This window comes from Robertmurraya mangrovi (assembly GCF_034427655.1).
Taxonomy (GTDB): domain Bacteria; phylum Bacillota; class Bacilli; order Bacillales; family Cytobacillaceae; genus Robertmurraya_A; species Robertmurraya_A mangrovi.
On the sequence record NZ_JAXOFX010000021.1, the window covers coordinates 36045 to 54797 of the forward strand.

Genomic DNA, 18753 nt, shown 5'->3' on the forward strand with positions numbered 1-18753 from the left:
CGTGTATGGATAAAAGTAATTAGTATGGTTTGAGGTTATTAATTGAGGACTAGTTTAGAATGGATGTTTTTTTGAAGAAAATATTAGGAAATAATAATGTTTGTTAGTATTTACCATAAAGAAAACAAAAAAAGTTCCTAAGAATAAGGAACTTTTTAAATTAAACACCCATTTTTCTTCGTTGGTTACTTACTTTCTTCGTTTGTTGACTTTTCATTTTCTTTGTCTCCATTGAACCGTTCGCAGCAGATTTACCTGCTGTAGCTTGTTTCTTTTTCTCAAGCTGTTGTTTCATCGCTTCCTGTAAGCTCATTTTTTTCTTTGGTGTTTCTTCTGACATAAATAATTCCTCCTACACTTTTGTAAATTTAGTATAATCGATTCTCATCTACATATCTAATTTAATTCGTTAAAATTGAAGAAAAAATATGGTTATTAGCAACAACAAGTGGCGTATATGTAAAAAATTTCTTTTTAGTTTTGGTAGTTTTTACTATAATTAGTATCAGGTGCTAGGACTTAGTAAAAGAGGAGGCTGATTATGTTTGAGATAAATGAGATTAAAGATATTATTTTACATCGATATCCATTTTTATTATTAGATAAAATGACAGAAGTAGAGGAAGGAAAGAGAGCTGTCGGTATAAAAAATGTTTCAGGTAATGAGGAATACTTTAAAGGACATTTTCCTGATTTACCTGTTATGCCAGGGGTGTTAATAGTTGAAGCACTAGCACAAGTTAGTGCTGTAGCCATGCTTACAAATGAAAATAATCGAGGGAGATTAGGTTTATTAGCAGGGATTGATCATTGCCGGTTTAAGCGTCAAGTTAGCCCAGGTGACCAGTTAAGGCTTGAGGTTACGATAACTAGATTGAAAGGGCCGATAGGTAAGGGAAAAGGAATAGCAACTGTGGATGGGGAAATAGTTTGTGAAACGGAGCTAATCTTTGCCTTTGGAAAATAAAAATTTCTACCTTAGATAAAAAGGTGAGATTAGAAATGAAAATAGCGGTTTGGTGAAAAAATAAGAGACTAGGGTGAATTAAATTCCTTGAGTCTTTTTTATTTTAAATAAAAAACTTTCCAAAATTAAAACAGTTTAGTAGTAAACTCAGTCTAATAGGTAAAGAAACGCTCATCAACCGGGGCTAGGGGAGGGCATAATGGATAAGCAGAAATTAATAAAGGCATCAAAGGCTGGGGACGATGATGCGTTTTATCAACTAATTGTAGAGAATAAAGAGAAATTATATAAAATAGCGTACTCCTATTTGCGAAATGAAGAAGATGCATTAGAGGCTATTCAGGAAGTAACTTGTCGTGCATATATGAGGTTTGGAAAATTAAAGGAAGACCAGTACTTCGATACCTGGCTAGTCCGAATAATGATTAATTATTGTATTGATGAACTAAAAAAGAAGAGTAGGTTTTTTAATCAAGAAATTAACTTGAATAACTCGAAGATATTTAGAAATGATGAAGACGTTATAAATTATAATCAATATGGTTTACAGCCTGTTTTAGATGAAATGGAGCCCAAAATCAGATCAATTATTGAGTTGAAGTATTTTCATGATTTTACTATTACGGAAATTGCTCGAACGATAGAGCGTCCAGAAGGTACAGTGAAGACATGGCTAAATAAAGGGCTAAAGGTTTTAAGGTCTTATTTGGAAAAGGAAGGTGATTAATTTGAATAGTAAAGAGGAAAAGGTTTTAAAGGATATGAAGAACCATTTACTTAATGTGAATATCCCAAGTGATATTGAAATGTATATTAAAACGGGAATACAAAAAGGGAAACAGAAGAAAATCTCTAAATATAAATCATTTAAACAACTAGGACTCATTGCTGCTTGTCTTATTCTTACCTTGCTTGGTTCTATACGCTTTTCGCCAACTGTAGCTGCTTATGTAGGGCAACTACCTCTTCTGGACTCTCTTGTAAAGCTAGTATCCAACGATAAAGGATTAAAACTAGCGCTAGATAATAACTTTATTCAGCCTCTAGGAATCTCTGATGAAAAGGAAGGTATCAGGTTTACAGTTGATGCGATGATGGCAGATGAGTCAAGAATTTTGTTATTTTATACATTAAGCAATGAAGGTCAAGTAGATCTAGCTGTTGAAAATATTTTATTAAAAGATAGGAATGGCAAGCCATGGACTAATTTTTCTATTAGCTATGGCAATGAGGAAGAAGGAATAATAGATATATTATTAGGTGAGGGCCAAAAGACACCACCAGAGTTAAATGTCGAAGTGAGCTTAGCAAAAAATTTAAATAACCAAGAAGATGTGGAAGCACCTATAGAAAAATTAAAATCAACTTGGACAGTTAAGGTCCCTATAAGTTCAGAAGATATTAGGGATAAGAAAGAAGTCTTTTCCATTAATAAGACTGTCAATGTTGAAGGCCAGAAAATGCATTTTCAAAAAATGACTATTTATCCAACTAGAATTGCTTTAGAAATAGAATACGACCCACAGAATTCTAAGAAAATATATAGTTTTGATGACTTACATTTAGTTGATAAAAAAGGTAATCGTTTTTCAACTATTATAAATGGTCAGTTAGCAACTCTTCTATCTGATAACAAAATCAAACTATTTTTCCAAAGTAATTATTTCACTAAACCAGAAGAGATTTATATAGAAGGATCTTCTTTTGGAGCGTTAGATAAGGATAAATTAGAAGTTTTGGTAGATGTGGAGAATAAGGAATTATTGCAAGCACCTGATGATCGACTGACATTAGAGAACGTTGAGAAAAGCAAAGAAGGATTAGTACTCGATTTTAAATTGATAAAAGAAGATGAAAAACACTTTGGAGTCTTTTCTTCCATTTATACCGATGAATCGGGTGAAGAATATCATTCCCATCGAAGTGGAAGTAGTGGGTCAGGTAATGATCATCATATTCAATACTATATTGAGGATATTGAGTATAGTAATCCTATTAGATTAAACATTGATTATTACCCTACGAAAATTAAGGGGAATGTACGTATCAAAGTAAAATAATATGACAAGTGACAGGCACCTGAAATATTTTCAGGTGCCTGCCTTTTAGAATATAAGGTTTTCTAATAAATATTACATATATGTTGCAGGTGCCTGTCACCTTAAACACCTTTGAAAGCGGCACGGTAGATTTCTGCTAGTTCTGTTACTAGTGGTAGTTTAGGGTTGGCCGTTGTGCATTGGTCTTCAAATGCACGTTCTGCTAGAATTTCAACTTTGCTTTCAAATTCCGCTAGATCAACCCCGTTTGCTTCTATACTCATAGGGATATCTAATTCTTTGGCTAATTTTATAATTGCTTGTATTAAGCTTTCTACAGCTTCTTCTGTCGTTCGGCAAGGTAAACCTAATGCTTTTGCGATTTCGGCATAACGCACATCTGCTATGAAGTTTTCATATTTAGGGAAGGCGGTAAACTTTTTAGGCTTCGTTGCATTATATCGTACAACATGTGGCATTAAGATCGTATTTGAGCGTCCATGTGCGATATGGAACTCAGCACCTAACTTATGTGCCAAGCTATGGTTTATGCCTAGGAATGCATTAGCAAAAGCCATACCAGCAATTGTTGATGCATTATGCATTTTCTCACGAGCTAACTCATCACTGCCATTTCGATACGCTCTTGGCAAGTATTCAAACACAAGTTGAATGGCCTTAATGGCTAGACCATCCGTATAGTCATTTGCCATAACAGATACATAGGCTTCAATAGCATGTGTTAAAACGTCCATCCCGGTATCTGCGGTGACATGTTTTGGTACAGTCATAACAAACTGTGGATCAATAATCGCTACGTCTGGTGTTAATTCATAATCGGCCAAAGGATATTTAATATTTTCTTTTATATCTGTAATAACAGAGAAAGAAGTTACTTCTGATCCTGTGCCTGATGTAGTAGGGATTGCAACAAATTGTGCTTTGCTACCAAGTTTAGGAAATTTCACAATTCGCTTTCTAATATCTAAAAACTTTTGTTTAAGACCATGGAACTCAGTTTCAGGATGCTCATAGAAGAGCCACATCCCTTTAGCCGCATCCATAGCTGAACCACCACCAAGAGCAATGATGACATCTGGGTTGAAATTAGCCATCATTTCAGCACCCTTCATGACAGTCTCGATAGATGGGTCTGGCTCAACATCTGAGAAAATTTCACAGTGTACGTAGTCTGGGCGTTTTCTTAGGTAATATAGAACCTTATCTACATAACCTAATTTCACCATTCCTTCATCTGTAACGATAAGAGCTTTTGAAATGTTCGACATCTTGGATAGATATTGAGTAGAATTCTTTTCAAAATAGATTTTAGGTGGAACCTTAAACCACTGCATATTTACATTCCTTTTAGCCATTTTTTTAATATTCACTAGGTGAATTGAACCAACGTTTGTTGAAACAGAGTTCCCTCCAAATGTTCCGCAACCAAGAGTAAGGGAAGGCAAGTAAGCATTGTAAATATCACCAATAGCACCTTGGGAAGATGGAGCATTTACGATAATTCGGCCGGCTTTCATTCTTGTACCAAATGCACTCATAACAGCCTCGTTCGTTGTGTGTATGACAGCAGAGTGTCCTAGACCACCAAACTCTAACATCTCCTCTGCTCTAGTTAAACCTTCCTCTAAGTTATTTACTTTGTAACAGGCAAGAACAGGACTTAACTTTTCACGAGATAGAGGGAATTCTGGGCCAACTCCTATTATTTCTGCGATTAAAATTTTAGTGTCTTCAGGAACCGTTACACCGGCCATCTTAGCAATTTTGTAAGCAGGCATTCCAACAATGTCTGCATTAACAGCGCAAGAATGTTCATTTATGACTAACTTCTCTACTTTAGAACGTTCTTCCTCATTTAAGAAATAGCATCCATGATGGGCTAACTCTTTTTTAACTTCCGCATAAATCTCTTGATCAATAATAACTGCTTGTTCAGAGGCGCAAATCATTCCGTTATCAAAGGTTTTAGATAAAATTAAGTCATTTACCGAACGCTTCACATTTGCTGATTTCTCAATATAACAAGGTACGTTACCAGGACCAACTCCTAGAGCAGGTTTACCTGAACTATAGGCTGACTTAACCATGCCAGCTCCACCTGTTGCTAAAATAAGTGAGATATGAGCGTGATTCATTAAAGCTTGTGTAGCTTCTAACGAAGGTTGTTCAATCCATTGAATACAGTTCTCGGGAGCCCCGGCCTTAATAGCCGCATCTCTTAAGATTCTTGCTGCTTCACTACTGCATTTTTGTGCAGAAGGGTGGAAGGCAAATATAATTGGGTTTCTAGTTTTAATCGAAATTAAAGCTTTAAACATAGTAGTAGAGGTAGGATTTGTAACTGGAGTAACTCCTGCTATGACTCCAACAGGCTCTGCAATCTCAAAAATACCTTCGTGTTCATTCTCATGAATCACTCCAACTGTTTTGTTGTATTTGATATTGTGATAAACATATTCTGTTGCAAACATGTTCTTAATGATTTTATCTTCATAGACTCCACGTTTCGTTTCTTCTACAGCAAGCTTAGCAAGAGGCATGTGCTGATCTAATCCAGCTAGAGCCATTTGCTTAACAATTTCATCAATCATTTCTTGAGTGAATCCGTAAAATTCCTTTAAAGCCTTTTGACCTTTTTCTACGAGCTGATCAATCATTGAAGAAACAGGTTGCTTTTCCGTTACTACTTTTTCCTTTACTACCATGATAAAGACCTCCATCATATTAGTTTGTGAAACATTTCACAAGTATCATTAAAAAAAGGGATTATTCACAAACAGGATTCCTTGGTATTCTCTCAAATGAAATATCTGTGTACATTTTTGAGCAACGTTTAACAATAATGACAAAGTTTACTGTCCAAATGAAAGCAGGTATATTTTCATCATCCTTAAACATCATAGATTCAAATTCGTCACCAATCAATTCTTCAAAAGCTTCAAGAGTGTATAATTCAGTGTCAGAAGAGAAGTTTTTCCATTCACATAGCATCATGATTATCACCTCGATTGTTTTCTTGATTCTAGATTAACACATAAAAAAGAAAATAGATTGTGAAATATTGAACAAAGTTTGAAGGTTGTATAAATCTTGATTTATCAATGTTTTCCTAACCTAATAAAGAAAACGCTTACAAAATTAATTATTATATTAGTATAATAATTAATTAAGGAGAATCGTAAAAATATACCCGTTCGGAAAATAAAAAGAACCATCTATTCCTTCTCTAGAATAATGGTTCTTGTGTTTTTTCTGATATAAACAATCCTTCTTCGTTTTTGTTTTTTTAGTTTGTAGATCCAATAGAGCAAAAGGGCTTCGATTTGCTTCTGGATTTCTATTGCCCTCGCGGCTTAACTTCTCTCGATATTTTTTTGCTTTTGATTTAGCCATCTTTTTTCCTCCTAAAAAATGTTCTTAGATACATATTATGAATCAACCAATGTAATCTTGTAAACAATTGTAAGCTCATTATTCTTTATCATACTTTGGATATCATCATACCCACTTTGAAAGGTTTCTTTAGTTGTACCTACCCAAGCTGCAAGGTAGAGAGGTTCATCTTTTACTAACGTTACTTTGTTATCAATCATGCTGGATAGACCCCATGCGGTCATTTCATGCTCTTTTGAAGAAGACATTAATCCACCAGGTTGGCCGGCTAAAATGTCAAGAAAATGCTTGTTGGATGATGTAGTTAAGTCATTTACACCAAAGGAGAGAAGAGTATCTTTAAATGATTTTTGGATTTCACCATAGGAACCTAATTTTTGATCCGTCAGTTCCCCATTTTTATATATTTCTACTTCATAATGGAGATCATCGTTTTCAAGTAGTTTTCCGTTCATGACAAAATAGTGAATGCTGCTTACCCCTGTCTTGCTAATCAACATTTGTTCCTCTTCATTAAGGGTGTAGGGCTTAATTGTGACCACGGAAGTATTCTTGTTTCCAATGTTACAAGAGGTTAAAAGAAAAATTCCGATAAGATAAACAAGCAATTTTAAATATGTTTTCAAGTGGCAGCAGCCTCCATTCTAAATGTGAGTTCTCACTATACTATAGCTATTCAAAAAACTACTCAACGTTTCCAATTTAAAATAAATAGCCTTAATCCACATTAGATTAAGGCTATTTCTTCAATCCTTTTTCAAGTGTAATGCCCTATACTCATCTTCTAGTATACTCATCGTAATCGAATCATGATATTGGTGGTTAAAGTAAAGAGCATCACGATTAACTCCCTCTTTTACAAAACCAAGTTTTTCATACACATGTGTTGCCCGGTCGTTAAAGGCAAAAACATTTAACTCAATTCGATGTAGGTTCAGAATTCCAAACCCATAATCAAGCATGAGTTTCATCGCTTCTTGCCCGTATCCTTTCCCTTGGTGCCCTTTATTATTTATCGCGATTCGAATGCTCGCATTTCGATTCATGCTATCAATGCCTTGTATTGCAATATCTCCAATGATTTCATCTGTTTCACGCAAGCCAATTAGTAATAGAACAGAAGAGGAATCCCCTGCTTTGCCGTCAAGATAGCGTGTAATTTGTTCTTTTGTCCAAGTTCTCTGTGTTCCGGTTAATAATCTTGTTTCTGGATCGTATAACATTTGAAAGTAAGTTTCAGTATCTTCCAAACTAATAGGTCTTAAGTAAACCCTTTCTCCTTCTAAAAATCGAACTGGCTTAGTGGAATTGTTCATTATGTATACCCCTTAATTTTAATATAATCTATTTTTATAGCTATCTTCTAAAACTACAGAAATTTGTTTCTCGTCTACACCAGGTAGATTTACATGGTCAGCTAATATTTTTGCTGGATGTGGTAATTCCTCTTGTTCGAGCCAACTCTCTGGATTCCACAGTTTCGACCTCTTAAATGCTTTGGCACAATGGAGATAACATTCTTCAACTTTTACAACAATGCCAAGTTGAGGTGTTTTCCCGAAAGCAGTCATTTTCAGTAATAGTTCTTCATCCTTAGTGATTTTTGCCGTACCGTTTATCCGAAGTGTTTCTTCCAGTCCAGGAATCATAAAGATGAGTCCTACTTGAGGATTAGACAGGATGTTTCTTAAAGAGTCCATTCGACGGTTACCAGGTCTTTCTGGAATAATCATATGTTGGTCATCTGCAATAAGCACAAAACCGGGGTGGTCACCTCGAGGAGATGTGTCACAATTTCCATCCTTATCAGATGTACCAAGCATAAGAAAAGGTGATTTTTGTATAAAATGTTTACAATGCTCATCTAGAAAATTTATTGATTTGTTCTTAACCGTTTCACTTGGGAAACCAAGAAGTTCTCTCAGTTCCTCCTCACTTTGAACAATCTGTTTAAAGTTTACTTCGACCAAGTTAATCCCTCCCTGTATATCAATCTTAATTATTGAAAAATCATCCAATTAATATAACTATAACTTAAGCAAATTACTAAAAGGTAAAAATTTGATAAAATTATTAGATTGTGCACCTATAGTTTCAAATACCTCTCATAAGCAAGAGTGGTATTTGGAAATAAGGGACAATCCATATTATTCAAATTAAGCTTTAAGTAAATGGTTTTGGGGTATAGATAGTATGGAAGAGAGGTGCGAGATGAAATCAATCCAAAAGGCCATGCTCATATATAACGGGAATGCAGGACAAAAAGATATAAATCGTACGATAGGTGTATGTATCCCCATACTTTCTACCAAGTTTGAAGAAATTTTATTGTTAAAAACAAATAAACCTAAGCATGCAATAGAATTATGTACACGATACGGTAGTGAGATGGATTTAGTCATTGTAGTCGGTGGTGACGGGACTGTTCATGAATGTATAAATGGCTTGGCTCCACTCAGTAAACGTCCTGCGATTGGTATTATACCAGCTGGGACATGTAATGACTTTGCTAGGACATTAGGATACAGTTTGGATATTAAAGAAGCGGCCTTGCAAATAGTAGAAGGGGAAAGGGTTCCTGTGGATACTATTCAAGTTAATAAAAATTATTTTATCAACTTTTGGGGAATTGGTTTGGTAACAGAAACCTCTTCTAATATAAAAAATAAAGAAAAAGAACTTCTAGGAAGGGTAAGTTATTTCCTAAGTGCTATTCGAACGATAAATGAAGTCGATTCTTTTCGATATACAATAGAATATGAAGATGGAACCGTCAATGGAGAGGGAATCATGATATTAATAACGAATGGGAACTATATTGGAACAAATAAATTACCGTTTAAAAATATTTCATATGATGACGGATCAATAAATATCTTTATGGTTAAAGAGGCAAATATGGCTTTGTTAAAAGAATTACTTATAAATGATGCCTCTATCAATGATCAGTATACTAATGAAATTGAACATCTATCTAGTCAACAGTTTAAAATTACAACGGAGAAGATACTAAAAGCGGATATGGACGGGGAAGTATACTTAGAAACGCCATGTGAGTTTAAGGTTTTAAAACATCATTTAATAATGGTAAAGCCAAAATAGAACGACAAAAATCAGTGAAGTCTCACTGATTTTTGTCTCATGTTTCAAAGTGTTATTCAACTACCTAACTGCTAGAGGCTTTTTTCTTTTTCTTAACCATTACATAAACCGTGTAAAGGATAATAATAAGTAGCGCTCCGACGATAGAAATGAGACCAAAGTTCTCCTCAATATATGGTAACGCGGCCTCGCCTAGAGTCAAAATAATAGCAGCTTCTAAAAAGAAGCGTAAGCCCCTTGCGATAATGGACCATATCACAAGAGTTCTTAGAGGAACCTTTAAAATACCCGCAAAAATCGTAAAAACTTTGTAGGGAATCGGAGTTAGACCAGCTATTAAAATAGCCATTGATCCGTATTTATTAAAATAATGTTCAACGGTGGCAATTCTTTTTTCAGATATTATGTATTTAAGAAAGGGCCTTCCGATTTTTTTTCCGATAAACCATCCAAAGATGGCACCTAATACAGAGGCAACCGTGGTGATAAATGCATAGAATAGGGCTTTATCCGGATTAGCAATGCCCATAGGAATCAACAAGAAATCTGGAGGAATTGGGAAAAAAGAGGAGTCAGCAAAGGAAACAAAAATTAATCCCCATAGTCCATACTCAGCTAACATATCTTTTATAAAATGAATTATCTCAGACATGAATTAAAATCTCCTTCGACAAAAGCGATATATGTGAAGTATATCACTTCAAAAACGTTAAGTCATGTTCAACCAAATTATTTAGGAATACTAAATATACAAAAGTATTAGAATGATTTAGAATAGAAAGAAAACAACAGCGAGAAAAGGAGCTATTTTGTGGAAATGTTAATATTGTTTTTCTTTTTAGGTGGAATCATTAGTGTACTATCCGGATTTTTTGGAGTGGGTGGGGGATTTATTTTAACTCCAATTTTACTCTTAATTGGATTTTCTCCTCTAGAAGCCATTACGACTAGTTTATTCTTTACAATTGGAACATCAATTTCCGGAATCACAGCACATATTAAATTAAAAAATATTTATTATAAAGAAGGACTTATACTAGGACTTAGTGGAGTAGTTGCTACTCAATTTGCACGACCATTTGTATTATTTTTAGAGAAAAAGGGATGGGACGAGATTGCGGTTCCGATATTCTACATCATCTTACTATCTTATTTTGCTTTGAAGATGTTCAAACAAGGTAAGAAAACAACTGCTGCTGAACAGGATGGGGCACCATCTCCAGCTTTATACAAACTGGTTTTAATTGGTTTCGTAGGAGGATTTGTTTCAACAACCCTTGGAGTGGGTGGAGGTTTCATTATGGTACCACTATCCATTGCCTTTTTAGGATTTTTACCGAAAAAAGCAGTGGGAACAAGTTTATTTGCGGTTATGATGATCGTTACAGTCGGCTTTATCTCTTATGCAATGACCATTTCAATAGATTATCGAGTAGGTTTACTCTTAATTGCTGGTGGTTTAATTGGCTCTCAATTCGGGGCTAAACTGACAGTGTACTTTGAAAATAAGGAAATTAGTACTTTGTTAGCGGTATTATATACAGCCACTTTAACAAGTGTTTTATTAAAATTGTTTGACCTAAGTGTTGTTGGTTTAGTTTTATTAAGTATATTCATTACCTACTTCTTTGTTCGAGCTATTACGAAGTACCGTGTGAAGAAGAAGGAATTAAGACAGGCTTCATAAAAGGAATGCGCTTGGATAAAACTCCAAGCGCATTTTTTCAAGAGGTAACAAAGTATACTTTTTGAAGTTAGACTACTGTTTAGCTCCAGCGCCCAGCGACTAGTGTACTTCGCTCCCCTCTCTACGATAAGTCAACATCGAATTGCTCACGCTCTTCGTGTTTCCTTTATCTCAGTCGAGGCGCTCCAGTCCATACGTCGCTAAACGGGGCGCTTCCGCTTTTCTGATTACATCTGTTTTGGAGCACCCATACCTAATGTATTCAATCCTTTTGTTAGAACAATCGTAACCGCTTTAACTAAGGCCAGTTTTTCATTGTAGTCACTTGTTTTTTCTAGTACTTTAACATGTGCATAAAACTTATTAAATGCCTGAGCTAAATCTATTAAATATTTAGCTAGTACAGATGGAGAGAGTAATTCAAAGGATTTTTCCATTTTTGCTGAACATTCATTTATTAATTTAATTACTTCCCAGCTATAAGAATCGTCGAGTCCGTGTGTGAATACAGCTTCTATTGATTGAACTTCTGCTTTTCTTAATAGGGAGTGGGCACGAGCATTTGAATACTGAAGATAAGGACCTGTTTCACCTTCAAATGTAAGCATATCTTCTAAAGAAAACTCAATATTGTTCATGCGGTCATTTTTTAAGTCATGGAATAGAACGGCTCCCACTCCTACATCCTTTGCAATCGACTCTTTATCTGTTAGCTGAGGATTTTTTTCTTCTATACTTTTCTGTGCAAGCTCGATTGCTTCCTTCAGTACATCTTCAAGGAGAACTACTCTTCCTTTTCGAGTAGACATTTTCTTGCCATCCTTTAAATAAAGACCAAAAGGAATATGTTCCATTTGATCAGCCCAATCATAACCGAGCTTTTTAAGGACTCCCTTGACCTGTTTAAAATGTACGGTTTGTTCTTGACCAACAATATAAAGTGCCTTAAAGAAGTCATATTGTTGTTTGCGATAAATACCGGCTGCTAAATCACGAGTGGCATATAGAGAAGCACCATCTGATTTCCTAATTAGACAAGGTGGCAGATCTTGATCATCCAATCGAACAACTTCAGCTCCTTCAGATGCTTCTAGTAAATGACTAGAAGCTAATTGTTCAACAACCGCTTCCATTTTATCATTGTAAAACGCTTCTCCATTAAAAGAATCGAACTGTATTCCTAAAAGGTCGTATATACGTTGAAATTCCTTTAAGGATTCGGAACGGAACAAAGACCACAGTTTCGTTGCTTCTTCATTTCCATTCTCGAGTTCTTTAAACCATTTCCGCGCTTCATCATCAAGCTCTGGCTGGTTTTCTACTTCTTCATGGAATTTTATATATAGTTTAAATAACTCTTGAATAGGACTCTCGGCTACTTTGCTCTCTTCTCCCCATTTTTTATAAGCAGTAATGAGCTTGCCAAATTGTGTTCCCCAATCACCTAAGTGGTTGATCCGGAAAGTGTTATAACCGCATTGATTGGCGATATTAGAAAGGGCATTTCCAATAACCGTTGATCGTAAATGACCCATTGAAAATGGCTTAGCAATATTAGGTGAAGAAAAATCGAGTACGATGTTTTTTCCACTCCCAATTGTGGATGATCCATAATTATGGTCTGCACTCAGAACATCTTTTAAAATCTCTGAACTTACCAAGCTTTTATTAAAGAAGACATTAACATACGGCCCAACCGCTTCAGCTCTTTTGATCCAATCACTGTTAATCTTTTTTGCCACTTCTTCGGCAATAAAAGCAGGAGATTTTCGGAGCTGTTTTGCTAATGTAAAACAAGGAAAAGCTAAGTCCCCGTGATTTGAGCTTTTAGGAATTTCAATTAATGATTCAATCTGATCTTTGTGTAATGCGTTCTCTAACGCATCATGCAAACTACTCGAAAAAATGGCTTTAAAATTCATATAAATTCTCCTTATTAAGAAAAATGAAAGTATAAGCTTTGAAAGTTAACTGTCTAGCTCCAGCGCCCAGCGACTAGTGTACTTCGCTCCTCTCCCTACGATAAGTCAACATCGAATCGCTCACGCTCTTCGTGTTTCCTTTATCTCAGTCGAGGCGCTCCAGTCCATACGTCGCTAACCGGGGCGCTTCCGCTTTTCTAATAAAAAAGCCCGCCTCTATATAAAATAGAGACGAGCTATAATATTACCCGCGGTACCACTCTGATTGTCCCAAAAGGACCTCTTCAAAAAAGTTTAACGGAACTTTATCCGGCAAGACCTACTGTCATTTCAATCTTGCATCTTAGAAGTGCGTTTCATAAAAGGGTTTCAACAGGCTCCCACCATCCCTGTTTCGCTCGAGAAACGAAGCTTTTATTACTCTCTTCATCATCGATTGTTTTTATTAATTTTTCCAAAATCTTATTGGTAATTATACTTAAGAATTCATAATTTGAAAAGGTTATTTTGATTCTGCACCAAACATGTAGGTTTTATGATGAAATCTCATACTAAAGACTAAGCCCATCGCAAGCATATTACCCATTAAGGAGCTTCCTCCATAACTAATAAAGGGTAAAGGAATTCCTGTGATCGGCAAAAGCTGAATCGTCATCCCGATATTTTGAAACACATGGAAGGTAATCATGCTGATGATCCCTGCGCAAATATAAGTATTAAATGGATCATTCGTTTCTAGAGCAACCTTTGTTAGATGGTAGATTAAGATAAAGAATAGGCCAATCACGATACTTGCCCCTATAAAACCATATTCTTCTCCTATCACACTAAAAATAAAATCAGTATGTAGCTCTGGTAAGTAAATTTCTCTTTCACCGAATCCTTTACCAGTAATTAAACCTGAACCGATGGCGCGAAGGGAGTAGTACAAGTGAAATCCATCTCCGCTTCTGTATTGATCAGGATCCAACCATGAGTGAATACGATTGAATTTATATGGATCTATATCAAAATATTTTTGTAACACATGTGGGAACCAGATAACAAAGGAAAGAACAATCCCGGCAAAAGTGGCTCCTAGAGTATATACGGGTACAATAATTTTCCACGAGATTCCGGAAACTAAAATTATTCCTGTAAAAATAGCAATAACTACGAGTGCAGTTCCTAAGTCTTCCTTCAATATTAATCCTAAAGGAACAATAGTGATTACCCCTAGCTTTATAAATAAATAGAAATCTGTTTTTAGTGTTTTATTGATGTATTTCTCATAATGTGAAGTGATTGCCTTACTTAATGCTAAAATTAAAAATATTTTAACGAACTCAGAGGGCTGAATGGTTCCGACTTTGGGAATTAAAAACCAGTTTTTTGCACCATTACGATAGGGAGCGATACTCTCAGGGGCTAATATTAATGCAATTAATAGGAATACACCAAAACCGTATAGTAACCATGACAATTTTTTAAACTGATCGCTATCGAAATACATAACAAATGCTACGATCCCCGCTCCAACACCATACCAAAATATTTGTCTAAAAAAATAGTTTTCATTATACTGTGCTGTTGTTTGTGCACTATAAATAGCTACACAGCTAACTAAAAATAATAAGAAGAGGATTAAACATAATGTCCAATCAAATCTTTCTGACACTCTCTTTTGTTTCTCCATTAAAACACCTAGTCTCTAGTCTCTTTTTATTTACAAATTCATCCTAACAAAGAAAATATACCCTTACAACATACCTGTTGAAAATTTTGGTGCAAACTCAAACGATTACACACTAGATATACATATAAGAGACGAATCAAAATTATGTTTAGTTTCATTAAAGGAAAAGGAAAAAGGTTGACTTATACGAAAGCCAACCTTAGACAATCACATTAAATATTGAATGAACATAGTTGCAATACCAAAATAAGTTACTAATGAAAAGATATCGTTTAATGTTGTGATAAGCGGACCGGAAGCAATGGCAGGGTCAATATTGAATCGGTATAAAATTAAAGGGATCACTGTACCAGCAAGAGTCCCAATGATTAAAGTTAATAATAGAGATGCACCGACGACTAGTCCTAATATCGGATCTCCTCGCCAAACGTATGCGATGATAGAGATTAGCACTCCACATGTTAATCCAATTAAAATTCCCACTCCAGTTTCTCGTAATACGAGACGACTCACGACATTTTTATCAATATCGTTAGAAACTAATCCACGGACAACAACAGCTAATGATTGTGTTCCAGTATTACCTGTCATGCCTGCAATCATCGGCATAAAAAAGGCAAGTGCAACTACCTTTTCAAGCGTTTCTTCATATCCACTGATAATACTTCCTGAAATTAGTCCAATAAATAGAAGAAGAATGAGCCATGGTAGCCGCCGATATGCTGCTACAAAGGCAGGTGTGTCGAAATCAATGGATTTACCAGAAGCGGATAACTTTTCAATATCTTCGTTTGCTTCCTTAATCACGATGTCAATCACATCATCGACTGTGATAATACCGACTAAAGTCTTATCCTCATCAACAACAGGAATCGCTAAGAAGTCATACCTCTCGATAAGACGAGCCACTTCCTCCTGGTCTGTTTCAACGTGAGCGGAAATAACACGCTCATACATAATATTGCGGATGAGTTCAGTTGGTTCAGCCATTAAAAGATCGCGGTATGAAACAACCCCAACAAGTTGGCGGTTTTGATCAACAACATACAAGTAATTAATGGTTTCAGCAAAATCAGCAAAGGTTTTTAGTTTAGCTACCGCTTCTCTTGTAGAATAGTAATCTCGAATCCATACGAAACGATTGGTCATTAATCGACCGGCCGTTTCAGCAGGATAGTTCATGATGTCTTGAACAATATCCGACTCTTCTTTCTTCATTTTTGATAGAAGAATGGTGATTTTTTCAGGCGATAAATCATCAAGTAAAGAGGCTAAGTCATCATTGTCCATTTCATCTAATACTTTTGCTGATTTTTCAATCCCCAGTTTATTTAAGACATCAAGTTGATCTTCCTTGGTTAGTTCTTGCATGAGGTCAGCAAGAGAATCAATATTCAAATATAATAAAAAACGTTTTTTATGTTTAAGAGGTAATTCCTCATAAATTTTTGCTATATCATAAGGTTGAAGCTCGTCAATCATGGCTTCAAATTCCTTATGTCTATTCTCTTTCAAGGCTTTGATAATATAAAGTGTGATTTGATCTTCTGTCATATTTTTAATCATGTAGCCACACTCCTTTCACAGGAAACCTGATTGATAACGTGCATGAAACATATCTTATCATTTTAAAGGCATGTTAATTATAAGAAAAATATTGACTAATTGAAATGGATGTTATGTAAAATTTATCTGTTTAACATAAAAAAAGTTTTCCAATTATATTCGAGTTAATAGATTTTGAAACTATTAATAGTATATGTTCGTCTATATATAGAGGTGCCATGAATGGCTCATGAATATTTTACATAAAATAAGATTTCTTCCTTACTTTCTGATAATATAAATTAATATTATTCTGGGCTTATGTACGTGATGAAAAATGAATTGCTACAAGTCAGTTTAATGTGTTTAAAGCCTAGTCTATTTGAAACCAAACATCGCTAATTTTGTACGGGGGTTTAGTCAGTTGAAAAGAAACAACCATTTAGTCCGGGAAATCATTTATATTCATCTTAATGAAAAAGACCAATATGTTATGTCATATGGGATTGAGTTTGCGGAATTTGCTAGATCTCTCTCTGATTTGATGAATCATGTATTATTACTGAAACATCAATTTGATGATGGGGATTTTAATATGCATACCTTGTTAGAGTATGTACCTAATGAAAGATTTAAAAAGTTAATTCAAGACGATGTCTATGGATACGGAGACTTTTGTTGGATTGATTTTGAAGAAGTAGAAGGGCTTGATGAACTACCTGGACAAGAGTTGGCAGAAATTTTGTACTTAGGGCATATTAAGGATCATTTAAAACAGCCTTTTTATAACCATCTTAGAAATCGATTTGTCTATCTTGCTCATGACGATGGTTGGTGGAATAAAGTATACTACCGCAACATGACAGATTTCTACCGAATGGTTGGGGATGTAGTCGCAGATAAGCTATCAGAAAAAAAGGTAGAAAAGAATCTTTTTGGATTAAAGAAAAAGCGGATTTTCCCTTCTCTCCCAATGGACTTTCTTTTAAATATGCGATCATTAATGAAAGAAGGTATGGTCATCTCTCTGCAAGATATGACTCAAAATCGTGCTAAAATAGAAATTCCTATTTGGGTAATAGGTGACTATAATAACATGGATGATATGTATGATGAGTATGAAAAAGTGGTAAAAGGCAAGTGTGATATCAAATTAGTCTTTGATAAAAAGTTACGTGAGTGGAGATCCTACTCCAATTAAGGCTTGGCTGTTTATGGCCAAGCTTCTTATATTTATCCTCAAAAACAAGGTGTGATGAATAGTGGAACAGATTAAAATACTTTTTCCTAAACCTTTAAAAAAGTCCATTTTTCTAGAGAGGCCGAATCGGTTTATTCTTCATTGTGTTTTAGAAGAAGGGAATGAACAAGTAATCGTACATTTGGCTGACCCAGGTCGACTAAAAGAGCTATTACAACCGGGAACTGTTGTTTGGCTACTAGAAAATGATAATCCAAAACGCAAGACAAGATGGACGGCGGTTCTCTGTGAAAACCCGTTAATACCGGGTGGATTCGTCTCCATTAATACAACTTATCCGAATCGATTAATTGAACGAGCACTTAAGCAAAATGCCATCGAGGAACTGAACGGATGGAACTATAAGAAGTCAGAATATAAATTAGGAGTTTCAAGATGGGATTTCCTTTTGGAAAACAACGTAGGAAGGGAATTATTGCTTGAAGTAAAGAGTGTGACTTTGGCTGATGATAGGGTGGGAAGATTTCCTGATGCTGTAACCGCTAGAGGGACGAAACACGTAAAAGAATTATCCGAGATTGCACATGGAAATTTATATGAAACAGCGATTCTCTTTGTCGCTCAAAGAGAGGATTTAGACCAAGTTACAACCGCCTCTCACATTGACCCCTTATTTGCTGAAGCATTTGCTAATGCCTATAAGAGTGGAGTGAAAATGATCGGGCGTTCTTGTTTTTTATCTTTGGATGGTATTGGCTTAGGTAATAAACTGGAGGTCTATCCTGAAGAACAATTTGTTTAATAAAGTATACATAAATTGAAGAAAATTGTAGAAATTTATCAGAAAATGGTTGCAATTGGCACGAGTGAATGGTGTATAATCTTTCATAGTGATATAAAAACTTCATATACGTTTTAAAGTTAGGTGTCTTCCATTCGTTTTTTGATATGAAAAATGAATGTTTATGAAGACTTAAAAGGGAAGTTGGTGTAAATCCAACACGGTCCCGCCACTGTAAATGGGAGTAAGCTGATTATCCACTGTACGAAATTGTATGGGAAGGTTCAGCAAGCAATGATCATGAGTCAGGAGACCTGCCTAATTTTGCTGCACCAAAAAACCTACGAGGATAGGAAGGTGTATGGCCAGACTTTGAATTTAATTAATAATAGGTCTTCCCATACAACACCAACATCTCCA

At 35.3% G+C, this 18753-nt stretch carries 18 protein-coding genes, 1 riboswitch and 1 other annotated feature; of the genes, 7 read left to right on the top strand and 11 right to left on the bottom strand.

The window, feature by feature from the left end; translation table 11 throughout:
• Positions 1 to 160 precede the first annotated feature (160 nt).
• Positions 161 to 340 carry a hypothetical protein gene (locus SM124_RS21015; protein ID WP_322448482.1) on the bottom strand — a complete coding sequence of 60 codons (180 nt, stop codon included), beginning with the start codon at positions 338 to 340 and terminating at the stop codon, positions 161 to 163.
• A 201-nt stretch (positions 341 to 541) separates the two neighbouring features.
• Here SM124_RS21015 and fabZ point away from each other — a divergent pair, with 201 nt between their 5' ends.
• From fabZ to SM124_RS21030, 3 genes are all read left to right on the top strand, one after another.
• Positions 542 to 967, top strand: coding sequence for a 3-hydroxyacyl-ACP dehydratase FabZ (gene fabZ, locus SM124_RS21020; protein ID WP_322448483.1), 426 nt, complete (start codon positions 542 to 544; stop codon positions 965 to 967).
• A gap of 199 nt (positions 968 to 1166) precedes the next feature.
• A complete protein-coding gene (locus SM124_RS21025) occupies positions 1167 to 1694 on the top strand; it encodes a sigma-70 family RNA polymerase sigma factor (RefSeq protein WP_322448484.1) in 528 nt (175 codons plus the stop codon).
• Position 1695: 1 nt separating this feature from the next.
• A complete protein-coding gene (locus tag SM124_RS21030) occupies positions 1696 to 3027 on the top strand; it encodes a DUF4179 domain-containing protein (protein WP_322448485.1) in 1332 nt (443 codons plus the stop codon).
• A 101-nt stretch (positions 3028 to 3128) separates the two neighbouring features.
• On the opposite strand, the gene adhE is transcribed toward SM124_RS21030, so the two are convergent.
• The 6 genes from adhE to SM124_RS21060 all read right to left on the bottom strand — a co-directional run bounded on the left by adhE (position 3129) and on the right by SM124_RS21060 (position 8390).
• Positions 3129 to 5747: a bifunctional acetaldehyde-CoA/alcohol dehydrogenase gene (adhE, locus tag SM124_RS21035; RefSeq protein WP_507185127.1), complete on the bottom strand. Its 2619-nt coding sequence runs from the start codon at positions 5745 to 5747 to the stop codon at positions 3129 to 3131.
• A 46-nt stretch (positions 5748 to 5793) separates the two neighbouring features.
• Positions 5794 to 6021, bottom strand: coding sequence for a hypothetical protein (locus SM124_RS21040; protein WP_322448487.1), 228 nt, complete (start codon positions 6019 to 6021; stop codon positions 5794 to 5796).
• 168 nt (positions 6022 to 6189) lie between these two features.
• Complete coding sequence (gene brfA, locus SM124_RS21045; RefSeq protein ID WP_322448488.1) at positions 6190 to 6420, bottom strand: ribosome rescue factor BrfA; 231 nt, start codon at positions 6418 to 6420, stop codon at positions 6190 to 6192.
• Between the two features lie 35 nt (positions 6421 to 6455).
• Positions 6456 to 6920 carry a hypothetical protein gene (locus SM124_RS21050; protein ID WP_322448489.1) on the bottom strand — a complete coding sequence of 155 codons (465 nt, stop codon included), beginning with the start codon at positions 6918 to 6920 and terminating at the stop codon, positions 6456 to 6458.
• A 246-nt stretch (positions 6921 to 7166) separates the two neighbouring features.
• Positions 7167 to 7736, bottom strand: a complete 570-nt coding sequence (locus SM124_RS21055) for a GNAT family N-acetyltransferase (RefSeq protein WP_322448490.1) — start codon at positions 7734 to 7736, stop codon at positions 7167 to 7169.
• Positions 7737 to 7754: 18 nt separating this feature from the next.
• A complete protein-coding gene (locus SM124_RS21060) occupies positions 7755 to 8390 on the bottom strand; it encodes a pyridoxamine 5'-phosphate oxidase family protein (RefSeq protein ID WP_322448491.1) in 636 nt (211 codons plus the stop codon).
• 241 nt (positions 8391 to 8631) lie between these two features.
• On the opposite strand from SM124_RS21060, the gene SM124_RS21065 reads away from it, so the two are divergent.
• The gene (locus tag SM124_RS21065) at positions 8632 to 9522 is read left to right on the top strand and encodes a diacylglycerol/lipid kinase family protein (RefSeq protein ID WP_322448492.1); all 891 of its coding nucleotides are present in this window, start codon (positions 8632 to 8634) and stop codon (positions 9520 to 9522) included.
• A 64-nt stretch (positions 9523 to 9586) separates the two neighbouring features.
• Here the strand turns inward: SM124_RS21065 and SM124_RS21070 are convergent, their stop codons facing one another.
• Positions 9587 to 10174 (bottom strand): YqaA family protein, encoded by a 588-nt coding sequence (locus SM124_RS21070; RefSeq protein WP_322448493.1) that lies wholly within the window; start codon positions 10172 to 10174, stop codon positions 9587 to 9589.
• Between the two features lie 165 nt (positions 10175 to 10339).
• Between SM124_RS21070 and SM124_RS21075 the strand changes: the two genes are divergently transcribed.
• Positions 10340 to 11209 carry a sulfite exporter TauE/SafE family protein gene (locus tag SM124_RS21075; RefSeq protein WP_322448518.1) on the top strand — a complete coding sequence of 290 codons (870 nt, stop codon included), beginning with the start codon at positions 10340 to 10342 and terminating at the stop codon, positions 11207 to 11209.
• A gap of 227 nt (positions 11210 to 11436) precedes the next feature.
• Here SM124_RS21075 and argS read toward each other — a convergent pair whose 3' ends face one another.
• From argS to mgtE, 3 genes are all read right to left on the bottom strand, one after another.
• Positions 11437 to 13131 (bottom strand): arginine--tRNA ligase, encoded by a 1695-nt coding sequence (argS, locus tag SM124_RS21080; RefSeq protein ID WP_322448494.1) that lies wholly within the window; start codon positions 13129 to 13131, stop codon positions 11437 to 11439.
• Between the two features lie 224 nt (positions 13132 to 13355).
• Positions 13356 to 13573: a binding site (T-box leader), on the bottom strand.
• A gap of 60 nt (positions 13574 to 13633) precedes the next feature.
• Positions 13634 to 14806: an FtsW/RodA/SpoVE family cell cycle protein gene (locus SM124_RS21085; protein ID WP_322448495.1), complete on the bottom strand. Its 1173-nt coding sequence runs from the start codon at positions 14804 to 14806 to the stop codon at positions 13634 to 13636.
• Between the two features lie 207 nt (positions 14807 to 15013).
• Positions 15014 to 16372: a magnesium transporter gene (gene mgtE / locus SM124_RS21090; protein WP_322448496.1), complete on the bottom strand. Its 1359-nt coding sequence runs from the start codon at positions 16370 to 16372 to the stop codon at positions 15014 to 15016.
• A gap of 403 nt (positions 16373 to 16775) precedes the next feature.
• Between mgtE and SM124_RS21095 the strand changes: the two genes are divergently transcribed.
• Positions 16776 to 17552, top strand: a complete 777-nt coding sequence (locus SM124_RS21095; protein WP_322448497.1) for a hypothetical protein — start codon at positions 16776 to 16778, stop codon at positions 17550 to 17552.
• Between the two features lie 61 nt (positions 17553 to 17613).
• A complete protein-coding gene (sfsA, locus tag SM124_RS21100) occupies positions 17614 to 18354 on the top strand; it encodes a DNA/RNA nuclease SfsA (RefSeq protein ID WP_322448498.1) in 741 nt (246 codons plus the stop codon).
• Positions 18355 to 18458: 104 nt separating this feature from the next.
• Positions 18459 to 18669, top strand: a riboswitch (cobalamin riboswitch).
• Positions 18670 to 18753: the final 84 nt, after the last annotated feature.